At 39.1% G+C, this 17,975-nt stretch carries 18 protein-coding genes; 9 read left to right on the top strand and 9 right to left on the bottom strand.

Going from position 1 to position 17,975, the window contains the following annotated elements; translation table 11 throughout:
• Positions 1-587: 587 nt before the first annotated feature.
• From NEOC95_RS09100 to radC, 6 genes are all read right to left on the bottom strand, one after another.
• Positions 588-1,010, bottom strand: a complete 423-nt coding sequence (locus NEOC95_RS09100; protein ID WP_213152586.1) for an F-box protein — start codon at positions 1,008-1,010, stop codon at positions 588-590.
• Positions 1,011-1,023: 13 nt separating this feature from the next.
• Positions 1,024-1,362, bottom strand: a complete 339-nt coding sequence (locus NEOC95_RS09095) for an F-box protein (RefSeq protein ID WP_213152585.1) — start codon at positions 1,360-1,362, stop codon at positions 1,024-1,026.
• Positions 1,363-1,503: 141 nt separating this feature from the next.
• Positions 1,504-1,674, bottom strand: coding sequence for a hypothetical protein (locus NEOC95_RS09090; protein ID WP_213152584.1), 171 nt, complete (start codon positions 1,672-1,674; stop codon positions 1,504-1,506).
• Positions 1,675-2,225: 551 nt separating this feature from the next.
• Positions 2,226-3,239, bottom strand: coding sequence for a hypothetical protein (locus NEOC95_RS09085; protein ID WP_213152583.1), 1,014 nt, complete (start codon positions 3,237-3,239; stop codon positions 2,226-2,228).
• Between the two features lie 4 nt (positions 3,240-3,243).
• Positions 3,244-4,536 carry a tRNA (N(6)-L-threonylcarbamoyladenosine(37)-C(2))-methylthiotransferase MtaB gene (gene mtaB, locus NEOC95_RS09080; RefSeq protein ID WP_213152582.1) on the bottom strand — a complete coding sequence of 431 codons (1,293 nt, stop codon included), beginning with the start codon at positions 4,534-4,536 and terminating at the stop codon, positions 3,244-3,246.
• Positions 4,537-4,661: 125 nt separating this feature from the next.
• Complete coding sequence (gene radC / locus NEOC95_RS09075; protein WP_213152581.1) at positions 4,662-5,372, bottom strand: RadC family protein; 711 nt, start codon at positions 5,370-5,372, stop codon at positions 4,662-4,664.
• 83 nt (positions 5,373-5,455) lie between these two features.
• Here radC and NEOC95_RS09070 point away from each other — a divergent pair, with 83 nt between their 5' ends.
• The 6 genes from NEOC95_RS09070 (at position 5,456) to NEOC95_RS09045 (ending at position 10,192) form a co-directional block, all read left to right on the top strand.
• Complete coding sequence (locus tag NEOC95_RS09070; RefSeq protein ID WP_213152580.1) at positions 5,456-5,686, top strand: hypothetical protein; 231 nt, start codon at positions 5,456-5,458, stop codon at positions 5,684-5,686.
• Between the two features lie 542 nt (positions 5,687-6,228).
• Positions 6,229-6,465 (top strand): hypothetical protein, encoded by a 237-nt coding sequence (locus tag NEOC95_RS09065; RefSeq protein ID WP_166157128.1) that lies wholly within the window; start codon positions 6,229-6,231, stop codon positions 6,463-6,465.
• A gap of 50 nt (positions 6,466-6,515) precedes the next feature.
• A complete protein-coding gene (locus NEOC95_RS09060) occupies positions 6,516-7,256 on the top strand; it encodes a cytidylyltransferase domain-containing protein (RefSeq protein WP_166157131.1) in 741 nt (246 codons plus the stop codon).
• A gap of 2 nt (positions 7,257-7,258) precedes the next feature.
• Positions 7,259-8,824, top strand: coding sequence for a GNAT family N-acetyltransferase (locus NEOC95_RS09055; protein WP_213152579.1), 1,566 nt, complete (start codon positions 7,259-7,261; stop codon positions 8,822-8,824).
• Positions 8,821-9,495, top strand: a complete 675-nt coding sequence (locus NEOC95_RS09050; RefSeq protein ID WP_213152578.1) for an HAD family hydrolase — start codon at positions 8,821-8,823, stop codon at positions 9,493-9,495. Before NEOC95_RS09055 ends, NEOC95_RS09050 begins: the two co-directional genes overlap by 4 nt.
• Complete coding sequence (locus tag NEOC95_RS09045; protein WP_213152577.1) at positions 9,482-10,192, top strand: NUDIX hydrolase; 711 nt, start codon at positions 9,482-9,484, stop codon at positions 10,190-10,192. The genes NEOC95_RS09050 and NEOC95_RS09045 overlap by 14 nt, the downstream gene beginning before the upstream one ends.
• A 383-nt stretch (positions 10,193-10,575) precedes the next feature.
• Here the strand turns inward: NEOC95_RS09045 and queC are convergent, their stop codons facing one another.
• Positions 10,576-11,235 carry a 7-cyano-7-deazaguanine synthase QueC gene (queC, locus tag NEOC95_RS09040; protein WP_166154103.1) on the bottom strand — a complete coding sequence of 220 codons (660 nt, stop codon included), beginning with the start codon at positions 11,233-11,235 and terminating at the stop codon, positions 10,576-10,578.
• 2 nt (positions 11,236-11,237) lie between these two features.
• Entirely contained in the window at positions 11,238-11,885 is a 648-nt protein-coding gene (locus NEOC95_RS09035; protein ID WP_166154101.1) for a radical SAM protein, read from the bottom strand.
• Positions 11,886-12,196: 311 nt separating this feature from the next.
• On the opposite strand from NEOC95_RS09035, the gene NEOC95_RS09030 reads away from it, so the two are divergent.
• The 3 genes from NEOC95_RS09030 to NEOC95_RS09020 all read left to right on the top strand — a co-directional run bounded on the left by NEOC95_RS09030 (position 12,197) and on the right by NEOC95_RS09020 (position 16,531).
• Positions 12,197-14,038, top strand: a complete 1,842-nt coding sequence (locus NEOC95_RS09030; RefSeq protein WP_213152576.1) for an ankyrin repeat domain-containing protein — start codon at positions 12,197-12,199, stop codon at positions 14,036-14,038.
• A 390-nt stretch (positions 14,039-14,428) separates the two neighbouring features.
• Positions 14,429-15,439, top strand: a complete 1,011-nt coding sequence (locus NEOC95_RS09025) for a malate dehydrogenase (RefSeq protein ID WP_213152575.1) — start codon at positions 14,429-14,431, stop codon at positions 15,437-15,439.
• Positions 15,440-15,703: 264 nt separating this feature from the next.
• Positions 15,704-16,531 carry a hypothetical protein gene (locus NEOC95_RS09020; protein WP_213152574.1) on the top strand — a complete coding sequence of 276 codons (828 nt, stop codon included), beginning with the start codon at positions 15,704-15,706 and terminating at the stop codon, positions 16,529-16,531.
• Between the two features lie 155 nt (positions 16,532-16,686).
• Here the strand turns inward: NEOC95_RS09020 and NEOC95_RS09015 are convergent, their stop codons facing one another.
• Positions 16,687-17,703 carry an NAD(P)/FAD-dependent oxidoreductase gene (locus NEOC95_RS09015; RefSeq protein ID WP_213152573.1) on the bottom strand — a complete coding sequence of 339 codons (1,017 nt, stop codon included), beginning with the start codon at positions 17,701-17,703 and terminating at the stop codon, positions 16,687-16,689.
• Between the last annotated feature and the right edge of the window lie 272 nt (positions 17,704-17,975).

The raw sequence follows: 17,975 nt of genomic DNA, 5'->3' as shown, positions 1-17,975 counted from the left end.
CCCGTGAAGATTTATGCAGTTTAAGAGAAATAAAGAAAAAAAATTTGGTAGCTAGGGCGGGTCACTAAAGGTGACGAGGGGGTCGGTCACTAAAACTGCCGACCCTGGGTCACTAACCATGACGGATGACAGGCCTTTTAGATGAATGCTTCTTATAGCTAGGGTGCTCATCCACTTCCTTTCGGAGCATTTGCGCCAGCATTTTGCCAATGATGTGGTGGGACATAAACTTTTTTTGCCTAAGTTGCCAACATTTTTACGTTTAGCAGATTTAGAGGGTTAATTAAATTCCTCAGAGATTGGCATAGTCTCTGCCTCTATGTGTATAAACTATTAGCTGTTGCCGAACTTCGCTTGCGGCTTGGTTTGCTTTTGAAGGTAAGATAAAAAGCTTACTTTCCTCATCCTTAATTAACATATTTTTTTGGCAGACTTACCAACCGCGCACACATCTCCTGGAGAAATGAAGCAACCTTGTTTCTCAAGCTCTTTAGATACTCTTAATTGCTCAGGAGCAGGCTTTTGAAAAGCAAAAATCAATACATCCTTTTCAATGAACTTGCCTACTCTTTTTTATAGGGCTTTTTTTACGGGTTATCCTCTGAAAGGGCTGCTTCTCCACCTATTTCATTTGCCCAACCAAAAAATCTTAAAGCCTCATCGGGTCTAAGATCACCATGTTCCAAGGAGCTCAACAATTCATCCACTTTTCTCCAATCATGGTCAGCTTTAGACATACGAAAATAGTCTTCTTTATAAGTTTCAGCCGCAGGCTCAATCATTTTAAAATACTGTTGATAAAGACTTTTCCATAAAATCTCTTCCTCGGCCAAATTTTTCCATTGATGGCATGTCAGTTCAACTTCAAGGAGATCGGAAGCTTGCAAAAAAGAAAAAATATGTAATAGCAACTCATCGGGAAGACGCTCTATAGAGCCAACAGGAGGCTGAGTGAGGGAAGAAGAAACCGCATTTTTATTGTTATCATTATTTGCTAATATATTTACCATCTCATTTCCTTAATTAACAGATTTTAAAGCTCTCAAACAATTCATCTATTTTTCCCCAATGATGGTCAGCTTCAGATAGACTAAAATAGCTTTCTTTGTAAGTGTCACCCACCGGCTCAATAACTTTAAAATACCGTACATAAAGACTTTTCCATAAAGTCTCCTCCTCTGCCAAATTTTTCCATTGATGGCATGTCAGTTCAACTTCAAGGAGATCGGAAGCTTGCAAAAAAGAAAAAATATGTAATAGCAACTCATCGGGAAGCTGTTCTATAGAGCTAACAGCAAGCTGAGTCGGAGAAGAAGAAACCGCATTCTTATTGTTATCATTATTTGCTAATATATTTACCATCTCATTTCCTTAATTAAACAAGTTATTATTTATAATTTTTATTTTTTAAAGCCAGCTTTTTTTGTTTAATAATTATATAAATGCATCAATTTAGTGAGCGATCACGGAACAGGATATAAATGGTTCTGCCGATAATAAAAGTTATGGGCTATCTAGTATGATAGATACATGTAAAACAACTGTCAAAACCCCTGCAATAGATTTTCCTTGGCAATGAAGAGTTCTAATGCAACAGTATAACACTCCCCCCTTACATGCCATAACTACGTTTCTTAAACCTTCTGCTGCAATGCGATTGGTCTTAGCAATCACAGGATCCTTTAAGTAAGCGCGAAAATATTTGATCTGCTTTGAAGTAAAGCAACATTCCCTCCACTTTTTACTGCTACCCAGTACTTAAGCTCTTGCAATCTGCAAGATATGCCATTTAAGATGACCCATACTATCGTCAATTAAACTGGAGCTAATTTACCTTTTTTCTTATGGTATGTTTAATCCTTAATAAGCTTTTGTCAATTGTCATACCCAACTTTTTAAGCGTTATAGATTGTCTAAAGATGCATTAGAATGTTCTAATTGCTGCCAATATTACGGCTAGATGAGCTAAACAAAATTAAAGTTCTTCTTTTGTGCTATGCAGAAAGGTTTATTGGCTGGCAAGCTTATTTTTACCCTTTATGCTCTTATGAGCAAATTTTTTAAGGATTTTTCAAAAAGAAAAGAACTTAATTGCAGATGAGAATTTTAACTAGCCAAGGTGAATAGCCTTAGAAATTTCAGGCACGCTAAAGTCAAGTGAGACTTACTTGCATTTCCTTAATTAAAAAGCTAGTTGTACCAAAAGAAAGATAAAAAATAATTTATCAATGCTGAAAACTATCAAAAATATAAACTTTTCCCTTACTTATCTGAATAGGCTTTTCCACTAGCTGGAATTGTCCATTTAGACGGTAACGCTTGACATTTTTAGGAAAATGAAACTGTACCATATCATCACTCTCAGCATGAAAAATCATACGTCGCATAAAGTGCTTGGTCCATTCTAGATCTAGCAGGCCCAAGGAAGTACACTGAATATGAAGGAAACGTCCACAATGAAATTGTGCAGGAAGAGAGGGTAAAACAAAAATTTCATTAAGTTGGGTGCGGATAAACAAGGATCGAATGATGCGTGCCCCCTCGGTCAACAAAATAAGAGGCGATAAAGTGGAGGGAGCAGCCTCCAGAGCAAATCCTTGATGTTGCTCGTCGCTCAAGCGGGGAGAAAGAATACCTTCAAAAGCTACTTTGAATAAATTGATAAAAGCATTATAAACATCTTCTTTAGAAGCTGAAAGGCAATCTTTAAAAAGAGCTGCTGTCCCCCCATAGGCCACCTCTGAAGGTGAAGTTAAAAGCTGCCCTAAACGTAGCCAGATAGGAAAAATTTCTGTTAAATTTTCTCTTAGCGCCACCCTATCCCAATCTTGATTTTTATGGTTACCTAGCGATAAACGCTCAGTCGAAAAATAGGAATTCACCGCACGATTTAAAATCAACTGCTCGGGTTTCCAAGCTGTCAATCCTTTATCAATGTAAAGAGCAAATTGTTTAGGCTGCTGGGTTGTAAGAATACGATAACGAAAATAAGCATGTAGATCAAAGCCCCATACATCAATAGCTCCTTTTTCCAGATCAAGCTGTACAGTGAATTCTTTTACAGGCCCTTTCACAGGCACAGGAATTTCTTGAATTAATTTAGGAACAGCGTAAGAGAGATCATGCACACGTAAAAGGGCTGGAAATATTTGAAAACGCAGCAGTGAGCCTGGCAGCACACAATAGGTTCCGGCTGTATGCGAAAAAGGGCGGAGCCGTTCGGCAATAGTGATATGCATAGGGTTACCCGCAACTGACCTGCCTGCAACTCAAACGTCCGATCAGACCATCAGGAGCATTAGCTATTAATTCTACTTCTAGGATCTCGTTTGGCGCATGGTTTGATCGAGGCACCCAAACCATCAAAAAATTTTCCGTGTGGCCGCAAATCTCTTCAGGACGCGAAGGGTCTATATTTTCAGTCAAAATTTTCATGCGACGGCCGATAAATTGCTCTCGAAGCTCAAAGCTTATTTGCTCAGCAGTCCGCAGGACTTCATGCTTTCTCTTTTTGATAATCTCTTGAGGAATTTTATTGGGCATAAGAGCTGCTCTTGTGCGAGCTCTCTCGCTATAGGGAAACATATGGACTTTAGCAAATTTTACTTGCTTCATGACATCTATAGTCTCAGCAAAATCGCTCTCTGTTTCACCAGGAAAGCCTACAATCACGTCTGTGGTAAAGGTAAAGTCAGCATTTGCATTCTTTAATCTTTCTACCGTATTAAGGAAAATTTGGCGGGTGTATTTGCGATTCATACGTTTTAAAATTACATTCGAGCCAGCTTGAAGAACGATATGCATAGAAGGACAGGTATGCTTCCCATTTAAGATCGCATCAGCAAGATCATCATCGACTTCGTCAGGATCAATCGAAGAGACTCTTAAACGCTCAAGTCCAGCAAGCTGATCCACAGCGCGCACTAAATCAGCTAAGCGATCAGGTTTTTCATCTGCAGGCTTGGCACCATCAAAATCCCCAATATTAATTCCCGTTAAGACAATTTCTTTATATCCATGAGCAATTAATCCTTTCACCTCTTTAACTATCTCCTCTAAAGAGCGAGAACGTGAGCGGCCACGAACATAAGGAATAATGCAATAAGTACAAAAAGAATTGCAGCCGTCTTGTACTTTGACAAAAGCACGGGTATGGGCCTCAAAGCGTTTAATGGAAAATTCAGGTAGCTCTGCAGCAGGGAAGACAGACTCTAAAAGCTTCTCTTTATCTTTATTGGGAACCACATGCGTGACTCCTTGCAGAGATCCTACCAACTCAGGCTGCCTTTCTGCAAAACAGCCGGTGATGATAAGCTTACTGCCAGGGTTATCTCTAGCTAGCTGTCGAATTTCATGCCGGCTACTAGAATCAGCAGACTCAGTGACCGTGCAGGTGTTGATGATGCAGATCTCTGCTTGTTCATGCTTTGCAGCTTCGGAGTATCCCATCGCCTGCAGTTGATCATGATAAGCTTGCGACTCATACTGATTGGTTCTGCACCCTAAGGTGACAATCTTAAATTTTTTTTCTACCATGCAAGATATAATAAACGAAAAATAGATATAAAATAAAGGAGATAGAAGTGAAAAATTAGACCAGATAAAAAAGAAAGAAGAGATGAAAGCATTCTTGAAGGATAGACTTACCTCTTTCTACTCTTTTAACGGATATCCCATAGGTTTTTATGATTCTGCCTCAAAGAAATATAGCGGCCTCGCCCTATGATGAGATGATCGTTGATAGTTATATCGACCAAGCGTGCAGCTTGGATGAGGGATTTAGTTACCTCAAGGTCTTCTGGAGAAGGAGTGGGATCGCCACTAGGATGATTATGCACTAAGATTAAGCTGGCAGCTTGATGACGGATCACTGGATGAAAAATATCTCTAGGATGAATAGGGGCGTGAGAGAGAGTTCCTAAGGCTACAAGATGATGAGAGAGCACATAACCTTTTCTATCCTGCAAAATGACTACAATATGCTCAACTTTGGCATATTCTAATTCATCTTTAATGTAGTTATAAGCGTGCAAGGGTGTAACAATTCTAAAGCTTTGATCAATCGCCTGTCTTGAGGCTCGTAAACCTAAATTTAAGGCGGCTTTTAATTGTATAGCTTTAGCAAGTCCTAAGCCTTTGACTTGCTGGAGTTCTTCAATGGAGGCTTCAGCAAACTTTTGCAAAGTACCAAAACGCATGAGCAGCTCTTGCCCTATGCGCAAAACCGAGCAGCCTTTAGTCCCACTGCCTAAGACAATTGCTATCAATTCTGCCGAAGATATAGCTTCAGGGCCATGCTGCAAAAGCCTCTCTCGAGGCCTTTCTTCTATAGGCATTTGCTGAATGGTATATCCTTCTAGTGGCTTATTCATTGCTTACTAATTTTTTAACTTGATGATGATCATGGTATTATTATCTTCACTTTTACGTTGTATGACTTCTTTAACAAGCTTATTTGCAGGCTTTTCTTCATCTTGAAGTAAACAACTTATCCCTTGCCTCTATACGCTCGACCGTAGCTAAAACTAATACAACAGACTCTTTAAATGCGGATAGACCTATTCTTGAACTTCAGGACGCGAAAAAGATCTTTTTATATCTTGATCAATGCCGCGTAAAGATTGCACGATTCCTGCTAAGCGAAGAATGTTGCGCTTATCTTCATCTATCCTTCTCTTTTAAGTGAATGAATGTTAAAAACTGCTTATCAGCTACATTAAACTCTTCTTTTTCATTTCTATAACGAGCATCGGTAGTAAGCTGCTGGCAATCAAGGCTTATTTCCTAATATAGCCTCTAAATCTCACAGGTTGTCAATCTAAACTTCTTCATTTAGGATATAAGGATTATCAAATATTAAAGCAAAACAAACCATCCTTCCTGAAGTTAGCGCTTTTTTTTCCATAAATGATTAACCTTTACCCAAGCCAATTTCAAGACATTCCATAGAGCTAGTTCCCTTAAAGATTTTTTACTACTTATCTAAACATGCCCAACGCCCGTGATTAAAGTCCCATGAATAAAGCGATAGGAGTAAAAAACGAAAGAAAAGCCCTATTTATATCCTTGCAGATACTTTTAGAATATACATAATTGACTTAAATTAAAGAAATTCAATAATGGCTTTAAGACAAAAATTTAAGAAAAAGTATTAACTATTTCGCCTATTTTCGATTAGCTTGGCATCAAAATTGCATGGTGATCCACTATTAACCCTAGGAGGTTCATATGGCCACTACAAATAATGCCAATAATAAAGCTAACTCTTTCCCCCTCCCTTCACTGCTTAAGATAGAATCCTCATCTCCTCTTGCTCCCGAAGAAAATCGTGTTTCATCTTTATCTGTAACTAAAAATATATCTTCTGCAGGGGAAGCTAAGCAAATGCTGCCCTCTGCCTTAAATCAAAAGATTTTAACAGCAGAAGGATGGAAAAGAATGATGTTACGCAATAAAAAACTTTAAAGAGCAAATAACACTTGATTTAGAATGTTAACGTACTTTAGGTTTAGCTCATGAAAAATCCAAAAATTAACATTATCATTCAGGCCCGCATGGGATCTACCCGCCTGCCCGGCAAGGTCTTGCAACCTATCATGCAGCGCCCTCTCTTGGGCTATCTCATTGAAAGAGTGCGGCGCATCCAAGCCATGCATACTCTCATTATAGCGACAACTACTCATCCTCAAGATGATGTAATTGCCTCGTTTTGTGAAAAAGAAAAAGTTAACATTTATAGAGGTCATGAACATAATGTTCTTGATCGTTACTATAAAACTTGTTGTGAATATCCTGCAGATATTATTGTACGGCTGACAGGCGACTGTCCTTTAATCGATCCAGCGATCGTCGATCAAGCCCTTAATCTCCTTCTTAAAAAAAGCGCTAGCCTTGACTATGTGTCTAACACGCAACTTCGCACTTTTCCTAGAGGTATGGACGTAGAAGCTTTCAATTTCTTTACATTAGAAAATGCTTATCATAAAGCTAGCAGTAAATTCGATCTTGAACATGTCACTCCTTTCATTTATAAGCATCCTGATCTTTTCCATCTAGCCAATTTTGTGCACATGCGCGGGGCTGCCAACTATCGCTTAACTGTTGATACTCCAGAAGATTTTTTGCTAGTCAGCAAAATCTTTGAAACTATATACCCTACTAATAAAAACTTTACTCTAGCGGATATTTTGAACGCCTTCAAAACCCATCCGCAATGGAAAAAGATTAATGCCCATGTAAAACAAAAAAAGGTGTGAAAATGGAAGCTGATAAGATAGGATTCGAAATTGTAAAACCTACTAAAGAAGATGCTTTCCAGATTCTGCAATGGCGTAATGATTCTGAAACATTGCGTATGTCTATCCACTCGCAAGCTAAAAAATGGGATAACTTCTATAAAGAATTTATCAACGAATATTTTTTATCTCCAGCGCTGCCCCCTTTATTTATCCTGCTTGATGGCCAACGCGTTGCTTTCTTTTTATTCAAGCCCATTTCCCACCCTGAGCATGCCCATGAACGCCGTTGCGTAGAAGTCTCTTTAAATGTAGCGCCTGAGCACCGCAATAAAGGGATAGGCACAGCTGCTTTGATCGTTACTAAAAAATGGGTGCAACAGCAAGGGTTTGATGATATTTTTGCAAAGATTAAAATCGAGAATATAGCTTCTCAAAAAGCTTTTATTTCTGCTGGTTATGAAAGTCTTGGGCAGACGGTTTTTCATGCAGAAGATACTCAAGAAAATATACCTATTTGCCGTTATATGGCCCGCATGACTCCCCTCATAAATAATAAGTCTGTTTTCATTATCGCTGAAGCAGGTTCTAACTGGCGCATGGGAACTTTAGATAGAGACTTAAACATGGCTAAAACGCTTATCGATAGCGCAGCCGAAGCAGGGGCTGATGCGGTTAAATTTCAGATTTATCGCCCTGAGACTGTCTACGTCGCTAACGCCGGCATAAGTAATTATTTAGCTGCAACAGGAATCAAGCAAGAAATGCAAGAAATTTTTGCTGACTTGGCGATGCCTTATGAAATGATTCCTCAGCTAGCCGAATATTGCCAAGCAAGTGGCATTGAATTTATGGCCACAGCTTTTTCCATAGAAGATTTTCTTTCCATTGATCCCTATGTTAGAAGACATAAAATTGCTTCTTATGAGATTGGGCATATACGTTTGCTTGAGTCGATCGCCCAAAGTGCTAAGCCGACATTTATTTCAACAGGGGCCGCTACTGAAAATGAAATAGCTTGGGCGGTGGAAGCTTTTTTTGCCTATGGAGGAAAAGAACTAACCTTATTGCAATGCACGGCCAAATACCCGGCTGAAGCAGATAGCATGCACCTACGCTCAATCCTCTGGTTAAAAGAACGTTTTAAATGTTCTGTAGGCCTTTCAGATCATAGCCGTGATGCTAGGGTAGCTCCTATCCAAGCCGTGGCGCTAGGGGCTAAAGCTATAGAAAAACACTTTACCCTGGATCGACGCTTGCCAGGCCCTGACCATGCATTTGCTTTAAACCCTCAGGAATTAAAAGAAATGGTGCGTGCTGTACGGCTGGCCGAGCAAATGCAAGGATCATGGGTTAAAACAATTCATCCTTCCGAACAAGAATTGCGCCGTTTTGCTCGTAGAGGAGTGCAAACTTTATGCCCCATCTCCTTAGGACAAGTGTTACAAGAAGGCGTCAATATAGATATTCTAAGGCCTGGAAAGCAAATCCTCGGTATCCATCCTAAGTATCTTCAGCAAATAGAAGGTAAAAAAGCAGCTCGTTTTATTCCTTTAGGAGACGGTATTCAATGGGGAGATTGGGAATGAACTTATCGGCGAATTTTCGGCACTTGAAAGGAGTATTGATTGATTTTGATGGTACGTTAGTCGACACTATTCCTTTCCTTTTTAAGCACTATCTTTCCTTTTTAAAAATATTTGACCAGGAAGGCTCTCTTGAAGAGTTTAAAACTCTTATGGGCCCCTCTCTTGAAGAGTTTGTACCTATTTTAATGGAACGCTATCGATTGCCGGGAAAAAAACATGCCTTAATTTCTCTTTATCAGCAGGGCCTGGCAGATGCTTATAAACACGAAGGCAAGCTTATTCCAGGAGCAAGAGAATTTTTAGACCTTTGCCAGCATAAAAAGATTAAAATGGGCTTAGTAACATCATCGGCTTATCCATTAATTGCAAGCTGTATAGAAGCACTAGAAATAAAGGACTACTTTGCTTTCATCGTTACCAAAGAGAATGTAAAGAAAACTAAGCCAGATCCAGAAATCTATTTACATGCCTTAAAAACGAGTTCTCTTCTAGCAGACCAAGTGTTAGCTATTGAAGACTCTAGGGCAGGCATTTTAGCCGCTTTAAATGCTCATATTCCCACTATAGCTATACGCAATCCTTATCTTGTTTCCATTCCTTCGGGTGCGATGACTACAGATAGCTGGAAAGACCTTACCCTTTGTTTTAAGGAAGCTTATGCAAGACTTTAATATCTTTCCCCTCTCCCCCTCTTTTAAAGTTCACATTAGCCGTATCCAACCCCCCAGAAAAGTCAATCCCTCTACATTCTTCTCTATTGAAGAAATTTGGGAAAAAGAGCTTCTTCGTACCCAAGGAAAACTTTTTAATGGGAAAATTCTTTGTGCAGATCATTTTGACGGAAAACATCTTTACGGGCGTTTTGTAGAATATAAACTTTATCTTGCTCAAGTACGCGATCCTACTCTAATCCATGAACTTCATCTTAAACCCATTTGTGTGTGTGGTTATACTTTAGCAGGCAATGAAATTCTCATGGGTAAGCGCGCAGAACATGTTACCGATTATCCCAACTATCTTGAGCTAATGCCCGCTGGAGGGATAGACCCCTCCGCCTTAAACGAGGGGCATGTGGATATTATCAAACAACTAAAAATTGAACTTAAGGAAGAAGCAGGAATTGAAGAAGCAATGATTCATCATATTCTTCCCTCTTATTTAATTGTAGATACTCACTCTCATGCTTATGAAATCTGTGCAAAAATCCTTTTAGATCCTGCGGTACCTAAGAAAGAACTTAGCCATGATGATGAACATACAGAAGTTTTATGGATAAAACAGAATCATCTATCCACCTTTGTTCATCAAAATCGTCCTCTCATTAATCCCTTGTCTATGCAGCTGCTGCAGCTTTTTCTACATGAATAGGCTTAAATTTTGGCTATCCATATAAGCCTTTTCCTAGCTTCTTCCTTCTCCTCCTTTCCGTAAGCAATAGAAAAATTCAGCCTTCGCCTTTTATAGCTCTCTTAGAGGGTAAATTAAAATTTCATTGCTACCAAACAACTCCCTTATATAAGAAAATTTTTATCCTTTTGAAACTACATCCGCTCTTTTCTTACGCCCAAATTTTGCTTTGAAAATTAAAATTTAGATCATAGGTAAGGAAGTCAGCAAATTTTTTATAAAATACCTTAAGATGGCAAGCTGTTGGGATTCTTCTGCAATAGATCAGCTCCTTCTCTTTTCTTATGTCAATGATAGATAAAAGCTTTATAAGCTTTTTAATAGCCTGTTATTTAAGAGAAAATTTACCCTTTGGCTGCTGCAAATCCATAGGCCCTTAAGATGCATGCATCGCATTGCCCACAAGGCTTTTGCTGAGGCGTCGGATCGTAGCAGCTAAAAGTCATGTGTATAGGCACGTCTAATGCGAAGCCCTGGCGAATAATTTCAGCTTTATCCCACTGGATTAAAGGTGTTAAAAGCTGAGGCGAGCTTCCTTCAGCAGCTTGCTTAGTGCCCACATTTAAAACCTGCTGAAAAGCTTGAATGTAGCTAGGTGTACAGTCGGGATAGGAGGGAGCATCTAATGCATTAGCTCCTAAATAAATTTCCTGAGCAGCTAGTATTTCAGCTTGCCCCATAGCATAAGCTAGAAAAAGAGTGTTACGTGCTGGCACATAGGTATTGGGGGTTTGCCCTGAGCCTATATCTTCTTTTGATCGATTTTTTGGTACCGCTAGATCGGACACTAAAGAAGAAGATTTAAATACACTTGAGTCAATTTGGACAATACTATGTTTAACTTGATAGTATCTGGCAATCTTACTGGCGTGCGTAAGCTCTATACGATGCCTTTGACCATAGTCAAAACTCAAAGCATAACATTCCCTCCCTTGTGCCAGAGCAAGAGCTAATATAACTGTTGAATCTAATCCCCCGCTCAATAAAACGATAGCTCTTTTCATCTTTAAACGCCTTTAGTATAGGGAGGCCATATAAATTTATGAATTTGCAAATTTAAGCGCACGGCTAGCTGATCTTCTAATATCCAATTGACTAAGGTTTGGGAAGGCAATACCTCAAATACAGGCGAAAACAATATCTCACTGACTTTCTTAAATAATTGATGTTGGTTACAGACCGCCTTAGCATAATCGTAATCTTCCCGATTGCTGATCACAAATTTTATCTGGTCATGAAAGCGCAAATGGGCAAGGTTATCCCAAAGGTTTTTATTGCTCATCTGGCTTCCAGGGCATTTAATGTCTAGAATGATGCGTACATTTGCATTCACCTTTTGGGTAGACAGAGAACCTCCAGTTTCTAGGCTGACGATATATCCTGCCTGGCATAATTGCTCCATTAAAGGGAGGACGTTAGCCTGCAAAAGTGGTTCTCCTCCCGTCACGCAAACATATTGACAGCCAAAAGAAGCTACCTTTGAAAAAATACTTTCTAAGGTATAAGAGACCCCCCGTCCAAATGAATAGGTAGTATCACACCATGAGCAGCGAAGATTACAGGCCGCCAAGCGTATGAAAGTCGTAGGTAGCCCGGCTAAGCTTGTTTCCCCTTGAATGCTACGAAAAATTTCAATAATATTAAGAGAAGTCATTGATTTACAGAAGGTACTTTTTTATCAGAAATAATATGATAAGGGATAGTTTATAAAGATAGAAACAATTTCAGGTTCCCACAAGCATTTAGTGCTTTAAGAAGAAGATGGCTATAGCTAACTACCTAAACTTATATAGACAATAATTTTTTTTGTCTAGATTGAGTGTCTCATAAGATAGGTAAATTTTCCTTGTCTTTTACGATTCAACATGTATTAAAGCTATGATTGCCCTTCTTTTAAAAATTTAATATAAAAAAACAGTAGGATGATATATTATTAGTAGTAAAATTTTACAGGGATTGCTAGCAATGAAAGTATCAAATTTTTTTTCCTTAATTAACCCTTGTTCTTCTCAGCATCATGCTCTTCGAGATTTTAGCATTCTTAATAGTAAATCAAAGCTATGGGTGGGTAGCCTTACCGCCTTAATCACCTTAGTGGCCCTCCCTCTTCTACCCTTAGCTGTGCCCATCGCTGTCTTCTCTTTTCGCACTTTAGTGAAAAAATTTTCTGCTGCTAAAATATCTACAAAACCTAGGCTTCAAGAGCAGGCTAATGCAGTGCAATACGCTGCCCGCCAAATTACTTTTAAGCCGATAAATGTTGAACATGTTAATAGAGCGGCCGCCGAGAATCTGAGCAGCCCTAAGAAAGAGTTGACCTCTACAAGCGAAAATGATATTTCCTCCCGGGTTAGCTCTCTAGGCAAAACAGATAGCATCTTGTTGCCAGAAACGGAGGAAATTAATTTAAATGAAGAGGAACTCCCTCCTTTACACCTGGCCGCAAAAAGAGGAGATCTAGGCAAGGTCGAAAGCCTACTTCTTATTCATCCCGTTAATGAAAAAAGCCCCACCTCTCAGCGCACGGCGTTAAGTGTAGCCGCTGAAGCTGGGAAATTACATATTGTTAAATATTTATTGCAAAAAGGTGCTGATCCGCAACTGAAAGATCAACATTTTCATTGTGCTTTAGAGCTAGCCGCTCAGGCAGGGCATTTAGATATTGTTAAAGCTTTGTGCAATCAAGGCACCAGCCCATTCAGAGAGATTTTGAGCCAAGCCTTGCTTTTATCTGCTAGAACTGGAAAAAAAGAGGTGGTCAGCTATTTACTAGAACAAGGGGCCGATGCAAATAGTACCAATAGAGAGGGCAATCTACCTTTGCACCTTGCTGCCCAAGCTGGACATTTGCAGGTTGTCAAGATCCTAGTAGATCCTACTAAAAATATTGATGCTTTAAATGATGACAAGCGCACCCCTTTAAGTTGTGCTGCAGAAGTAGGAGAAGTAGCAGCAGTAAAATATTTATTAACTCAAGATTCTAACCCTGCTATTAAGGACAAAAATAATGAGCTGCCTATCATTTGGGCAGCTAAGAAAGGACATGTAGCTATCGTTAAAATCCTACTTTCAAAAATTGATAAGGCCTACGAGCGGGAAAAAGTCTTAACTTTAGCATTAAGATTTGCTTGCCGCTACGGAAAGAAAAAAGATATTAAAGCCTTACTCAAATTAGGAGGAGATGTTAACAAAGAAGATGATCATGGGAAGCTACCTTTGCACCATGCTGTTGAGAAAGGCTCTTTATCTACTGTTAAAATTTTACTTCCTCTGACTCATAATTTGAATGCCAAAGAAGGAGATAAGGATCAAACAGCTTTAAGCTTGGCAGCTGAGGGCGGCAAAATTGAGATAGTTAATTACTTGTTAAAACACGGTGCAGATGCTAATGAAGCTGACCAATCTAAAGCTTTACCTCTACATTATGCCGCTATGGGAGGGCATTTGCCAGTTATTAGAGCTTTGATAGAAGCAACCCCTCACATTAATGCGAGAGATGATAGCGAAAGCACCTCCTTAAGTTATGCTGTACAAGGAAATCATCTAGAAATTGCCCAATTTTTATTAGAGCAAGAGGCGGATGCCAACATCTCTGATAGGAACTTAAGGTTACCCCTGCACTATGCGGCAAAGTATGGGAATGTAGAGTTGGTAAAAATTTTGGTAGATAAAACTACAGATATCAATGCCAAAGATTACAGGGGCACTACAGCTTTACGCTGGACAAAAGAGTATTTATCGGAAAAAAATCGGATAAATTACGAGCAGATCATTCAACTTTTAGAAGCTAAAGGCGCCTTAGAATAGCTGCATGGCAAAAATAGATTTATATATAAACACCTAGGCACTCTTTTTTAAAAGAAACCATAAAATCTTCAATGATTGATGGATTGACTGCCGGAGCTTTACAAGTTTTTTCCCCTTATAAAAAATTTCTTCCAAAGAATTGAGCGCATTAGCGAAAATTTTAGAGAAAAAAGCCATTATTGATTGTACTTATGGTGGAGAAATGGCAACTTCGGAACTATCTTTAACCAAAAAAAGTAACAAAGATAGAATTTTTCTTAAATTGCGTAGGTAAATTTCTAGCCCTAAGTTTTTTTAAGTTTCCCTTGGCTCTATAACTTTAGCTTAACCAAAATTGAACTTTACTTTTAGAATTCCCTTATCCTTTAATAGCAAGAAAGAAGAATTTTTATGCCTCAACCTCTGAAACGTATTGCTGTCACAGGCGGAGCAGGGCAAATCGCTTATAGCCTCTTATTCCGTCTAGCCAATGGCGACTTACTAGGCGCTACTCAGCCCATAGGATTGCATCTTTTAGAAATTCCTGAAGCCATGCCCATTCTCCAAAGTGTAGCTATGGAGCTTGAAGATTGTGCTTTTCCCCTTTTAAAAGAAATAATTATTGGAAGCAATCCCGATGAGGTCTTCAAAGAGATAGATTATGCCTTCCTAGTAGGTGCCAAACCACGCGGTCCTGCCATGGAAAGAAAGGATTTGCTCAATGAAAATGGCAAATTTTTTGTTGAGCAAGGTCGAGCATTAAATAAGTCCGCCAATCCGCATGCCATTGTGTTGGTCGTGGGAAATCCCTGTAATACTAATTGTTTAATTGCTCTTAGCCATGCTCCGCGGATTCCCCCGCAAAATTTTCATGCGATGATGCGTTTGGATCAAAATCGTGCCGTAAGCTTATTAGCAAAAAAAGCAAATGTTAATAGCCATGAGGTAACAAGAGTCGTGATATGGGGCAACCATTCTTCTACGCAAGTGCCTGACTTTACTCATGTGCATATAAAAAATAAACCTTTGATAAATTTTCCGATAAGCCAGCATTGGCTGGAAAATGATTTCATGAGCGGAGTACAAGAAAGAGGGTCTAAAATTATTGCAGCCAGAGGAAAATCATCCGCAGCTTCAGCAGCCCATGCAGCTATTGATGCCATGAAAGCTATCATCAACCCTACCCCTCCAGGAGAGTGGTATTCCTCAGGAGTGATTAGCAACCATAACCCTTATGGGATTCAAGAAAACCTAGTTTTTTCCTTTCCTTGTCGTACCAAGGAAGATAAAACATATGAGATCGTAAAAGATCTTCCTTGGCATGAGTGGATAAGAAGTAAGATTATGGCCTCGGAAAGCGAGCTAATTGAAGAGCGCACTTTTGTGAAAGATAAGATAGGTGCCCATTTACACATCAGCTAGGAGCTTAGAAGATGAGTGAATTTTAACTCGAGATAACTTCAGGCCTGTTTAGAGATTAGCTTATATAGCTATCAACATAAAGTAATATAGACCTTCTTGAGTTGATTTCTTATGAAGTACTAGCTCTTTTGATAAGCATGTGAATAAAATTGCATTTGAGCTCTAGTTTTTTATGAATAGGGGGAAGGCCCTAAAAGCAAAGATATTCTTACCGTAAGAACTAAATATTTTTTTTCAAACCTCGAAATGAGATAAAAAACAATTATGACATTCGATGACTTACAATTAATGTTTAATAGAGCGTTAGCCCTCTCTCTTAATAAGAAAAAATTTCTACTAGTCTTTACCATTTTAGCATTATGTGGTGTCTTAGTAGTGTTTTTTCGTGGCCTAGCTTTAGGAGCTAATGAATGGCTGATGATGAGTCTAACTTTTTTACCTATTTTTCTTTGTGCAGGATTTTTACTTTCCACAGGGATTGTTCTTATTCGCATTTATCATGATGAAATAAAAAAAAAGCAGGCCAGTTACACAGAGATATTAGCTAAATCATGGGAGATCATGATTGGAGCTTCTTATTTTTGCATCCCTATTATTTTAAGCTATCTATTGCTGTGGATGCTTTTGGGTTTCTTTTTTTTACTAGAGGAGATTCCTGCAGTAGGCCCCTTCTTCAGCGCTATTTTGGCTTTTGGTCCCTTTTTAATTAATTTAGGTACTCTGCTTCTATGCATATTGAGCCTGGCAATTCTCTTTTTTGTTACCCCCGTGATTGCTTTGAAAGGCTTAAATCGCATACAAGTTGCTGACATATTATCTAAAAGAATGAGAGGTGATCTATTTAGTAATATTATCTTATCCCTAATAGCTACCTTTCCTCTATGGTGCCTTGCGGGTTTGCTAATTTTAGCCGCTTGGATGACAGGATCAGTATGTTTTTCATGCCATCACCCTTTACATGCAATCCTTCAATGGTTTTTTACCATGATACCTTTCACTGCAGTCCTTACGCCTGCTGTAATTTTTTTCTTTAATTTTGCAGCTGAGGCTCATGTTTTAATGATAAGAGGTTCCCAAAAAACTTCTTTATAAGTGCCTAACTTTGTATTAAGCTACCCATGAAAAGTTTTAAAAGATGAATAAAAAAACTGCTAGAAAGCTAGCCGAGCCTGTGAGAGTAGGTTTATAAACCACTTCCAGCCTCTTAGAACAATTTGAGAGAAGCCAGCCATATATAACGTTGATAATTAAAAAGAATAAGATGATTGCCTTTCTTTCATCATATCGACTAGCTTTTCAGCATATAAAGCATGATATAGAAGGCCTTTGGATCCCATGCCGGTAATTACCCAAACATTTGCTCCTACTTTTTGTAGGATAGGCATGTGACCAGGCGTAGAAGCACGCACCCCTGCCCTGCAGTTTAGCACTGGCGCACCTTCTAATGCAGGCAATAAAGCCAGGGCTTTAGGCATAATTTCTGCTGCAGCCATTTTTAAGTTGGCCTGCGCTGATTGAAAGCCACGTTCATAAGTCGCCCCTAATGTGCAGCTATTTTTTTCCTTATTCATAATTAGGTAGGCTTGTGAGCTTAAAGGACAGGGTAAAGGTTCCAAACGCTTAGGCCACACAATATCAATAACCTGGCCTTTAACTTCGGTCACAGGCAGCTTTGTCAAGGTTAGCAACCTATTAACGAAGGCACCCGCAGCTAACACGATATGGTCAAAAGCTTTCAATTCATCGAGTGTTTCTACTTCCTCTCTTTCAAGCAGGGCTCCTTCTTCCTTGCAGGCTTTCCATAGTCCCTCCAAATAAAGAGAGCAATCTACTGCCATGCACCTTTTAATGAAGATTGCTGGATGAAAAGACAGTCCTGAAATTTTTTGCTGAGCTTCCTTTGCTTCTAGCCATAGCAAGTCATCATACTGAAAAGCTGAACGCTGAAAATCCTTTTTCTGTTGAAGGGAAAGAGCTACCCGCAAAAATCCATTATAACTTGCCACTGGCCTGCCCATTTTTTCAGAGGCAACTTTTAGCAGCTTCTCTGTGGCCTCAAAACCTTCTAGTCCATAACGATTAAGCTTAGCGGTAGCACCCACATAAGGGTGCAGCAACCCAGCAGCTACTCCGGAGGCCCCTCCTCCCACTCCTAAAGGATCAAAAAAAGTTATATTAAGTCTTGGCTTGCAGGAAAATTTTTTTAGCAAAAACCACCCTGTGGCTAATCCTGATAGACCGGTTCCTATAATAGCTATACGCATAAGCCCAACAGCTTATTTGATTTATAGTTAAATTACAATAAGCCATCTTGCATTATTCCTCATACACTGTATAATAAGAACTTTTATGTTTAAAGCTGATTAAATTTTAACCATAATTCTTTCGCCCATAAAGCAAATAACAAAATTTTTAAGCAAATCTGAGCAAGATGGCTACAGGCATTTTCGCTTGATTACTATAGATGAATAACCTAACTATGCCAAAGCCTATGCACGCTGTTATTCTTATAAGTTGTAAAATCTTTCCTCAAGCT

It is taken from the genome of Neochlamydia sp. AcF95 (assembly GCF_018342455.1).
In the GTDB taxonomy this organism is placed as follows: Bacteria; Chlamydiota; Chlamydiia; order Chlamydiales; family Parachlamydiaceae; genus Neochlamydia.
Note: the sequence above shows the minus strand (reverse complement) of the source record. Positions and strands in the feature narration are given on the sequence as shown.

What these genes read in the sequence shown, in the direction of transcription:
- NEOC95_RS09100 (WP_213152586.1), bottom strand. Translation starts at nt 1,010, where the DNA reads ATGGTAAATATATTAGCAAATAATGATAACAATAAAAATGCGGTTTCT.
- NEOC95_RS09095 (WP_213152585.1), bottom strand. Translation starts at nt 1,362, where the DNA reads ATGGTAAATATATTAGCAAATAATGATAACAATAAGAATGCGGTTTCT.
- NEOC95_RS09085 (WP_213152583.1), bottom strand. Translation starts at nt 3,239, where the DNA reads ATGCATATCACTATTGCCGAACGGCTCCGCCCTTTTTCGCATACAGCC.
- mtaB (WP_213152582.1), bottom strand. Translation starts at nt 4,536, where the DNA reads ATGGTAGAAAAAAAATTTAAGATTGTCACCTTAGGGTGCAGAACCAAT.
- radC (WP_213152581.1), bottom strand. Translation starts at nt 5,372, where the DNA reads ATGAATAAGCCACTAGAAGGATATACCATTCAGCAAATGCCTATAGAA.
- NEOC95_RS09065 (WP_166157128.1), top strand. Translation starts at nt 6,229, where the DNA reads ATGGCCACTACAAATAATGCCAATAATAAAGCTAACTCTTTCCCCCTC.
- NEOC95_RS09060 (WP_166157131.1), top strand. Translation starts at nt 6,516, where the DNA reads ATGAAAAATCCAAAAATTAACATTATCATTCAGGCCCGCATGGGATCT.
- NEOC95_RS09055 (WP_213152579.1), top strand. Translation starts at nt 7,259, where the DNA reads ATGGAAGCTGATAAGATAGGATTCGAAATTGTAAAACCTACTAAAGAA.
- NEOC95_RS09050 (WP_213152578.1), top strand. Translation starts at nt 8,821, where the DNA reads ATGAACTTATCGGCGAATTTTCGGCACTTGAAAGGAGTATTGATTGAT.
- NEOC95_RS09045 (WP_213152577.1), top strand. Translation starts at nt 9,482, where the DNA reads ATGCAAGACTTTAATATCTTTCCCCTCTCCCCCTCTTTTAAAGTTCAC.
- queC (WP_166154103.1), bottom strand. Translation starts at nt 11,235, where the DNA reads ATGAAAAGAGCTATCGTTTTATTGAGCGGGGGATTAGATTCAACAGTT.
- NEOC95_RS09035 (WP_166154101.1), bottom strand. Translation starts at nt 11,885, where the DNA reads ATGACTTCTCTTAATATTATTGAAATTTTTCGTAGCATTCAAGGGGAA.
- NEOC95_RS09030 (WP_213152576.1), top strand. Translation starts at nt 12,197, where the DNA reads ATGAAAGTATCAAATTTTTTTTCCTTAATTAACCCTTGTTCTTCTCAG.
- NEOC95_RS09025 (WP_213152575.1), top strand. Translation starts at nt 14,429, where the DNA reads ATGCCTCAACCTCTGAAACGTATTGCTGTCACAGGCGGAGCAGGGCAA.
- NEOC95_RS09020 (WP_213152574.1), top strand. Translation starts at nt 15,704, where the DNA reads ATGACATTCGATGACTTACAATTAATGTTTAATAGAGCGTTAGCCCTC.
- NEOC95_RS09015 (WP_213152573.1), bottom strand. Translation starts at nt 17,703, where the DNA reads ATGCGTATAGCTATTATAGGAACCGGTCTATCAGGATTAGCCACAGGG.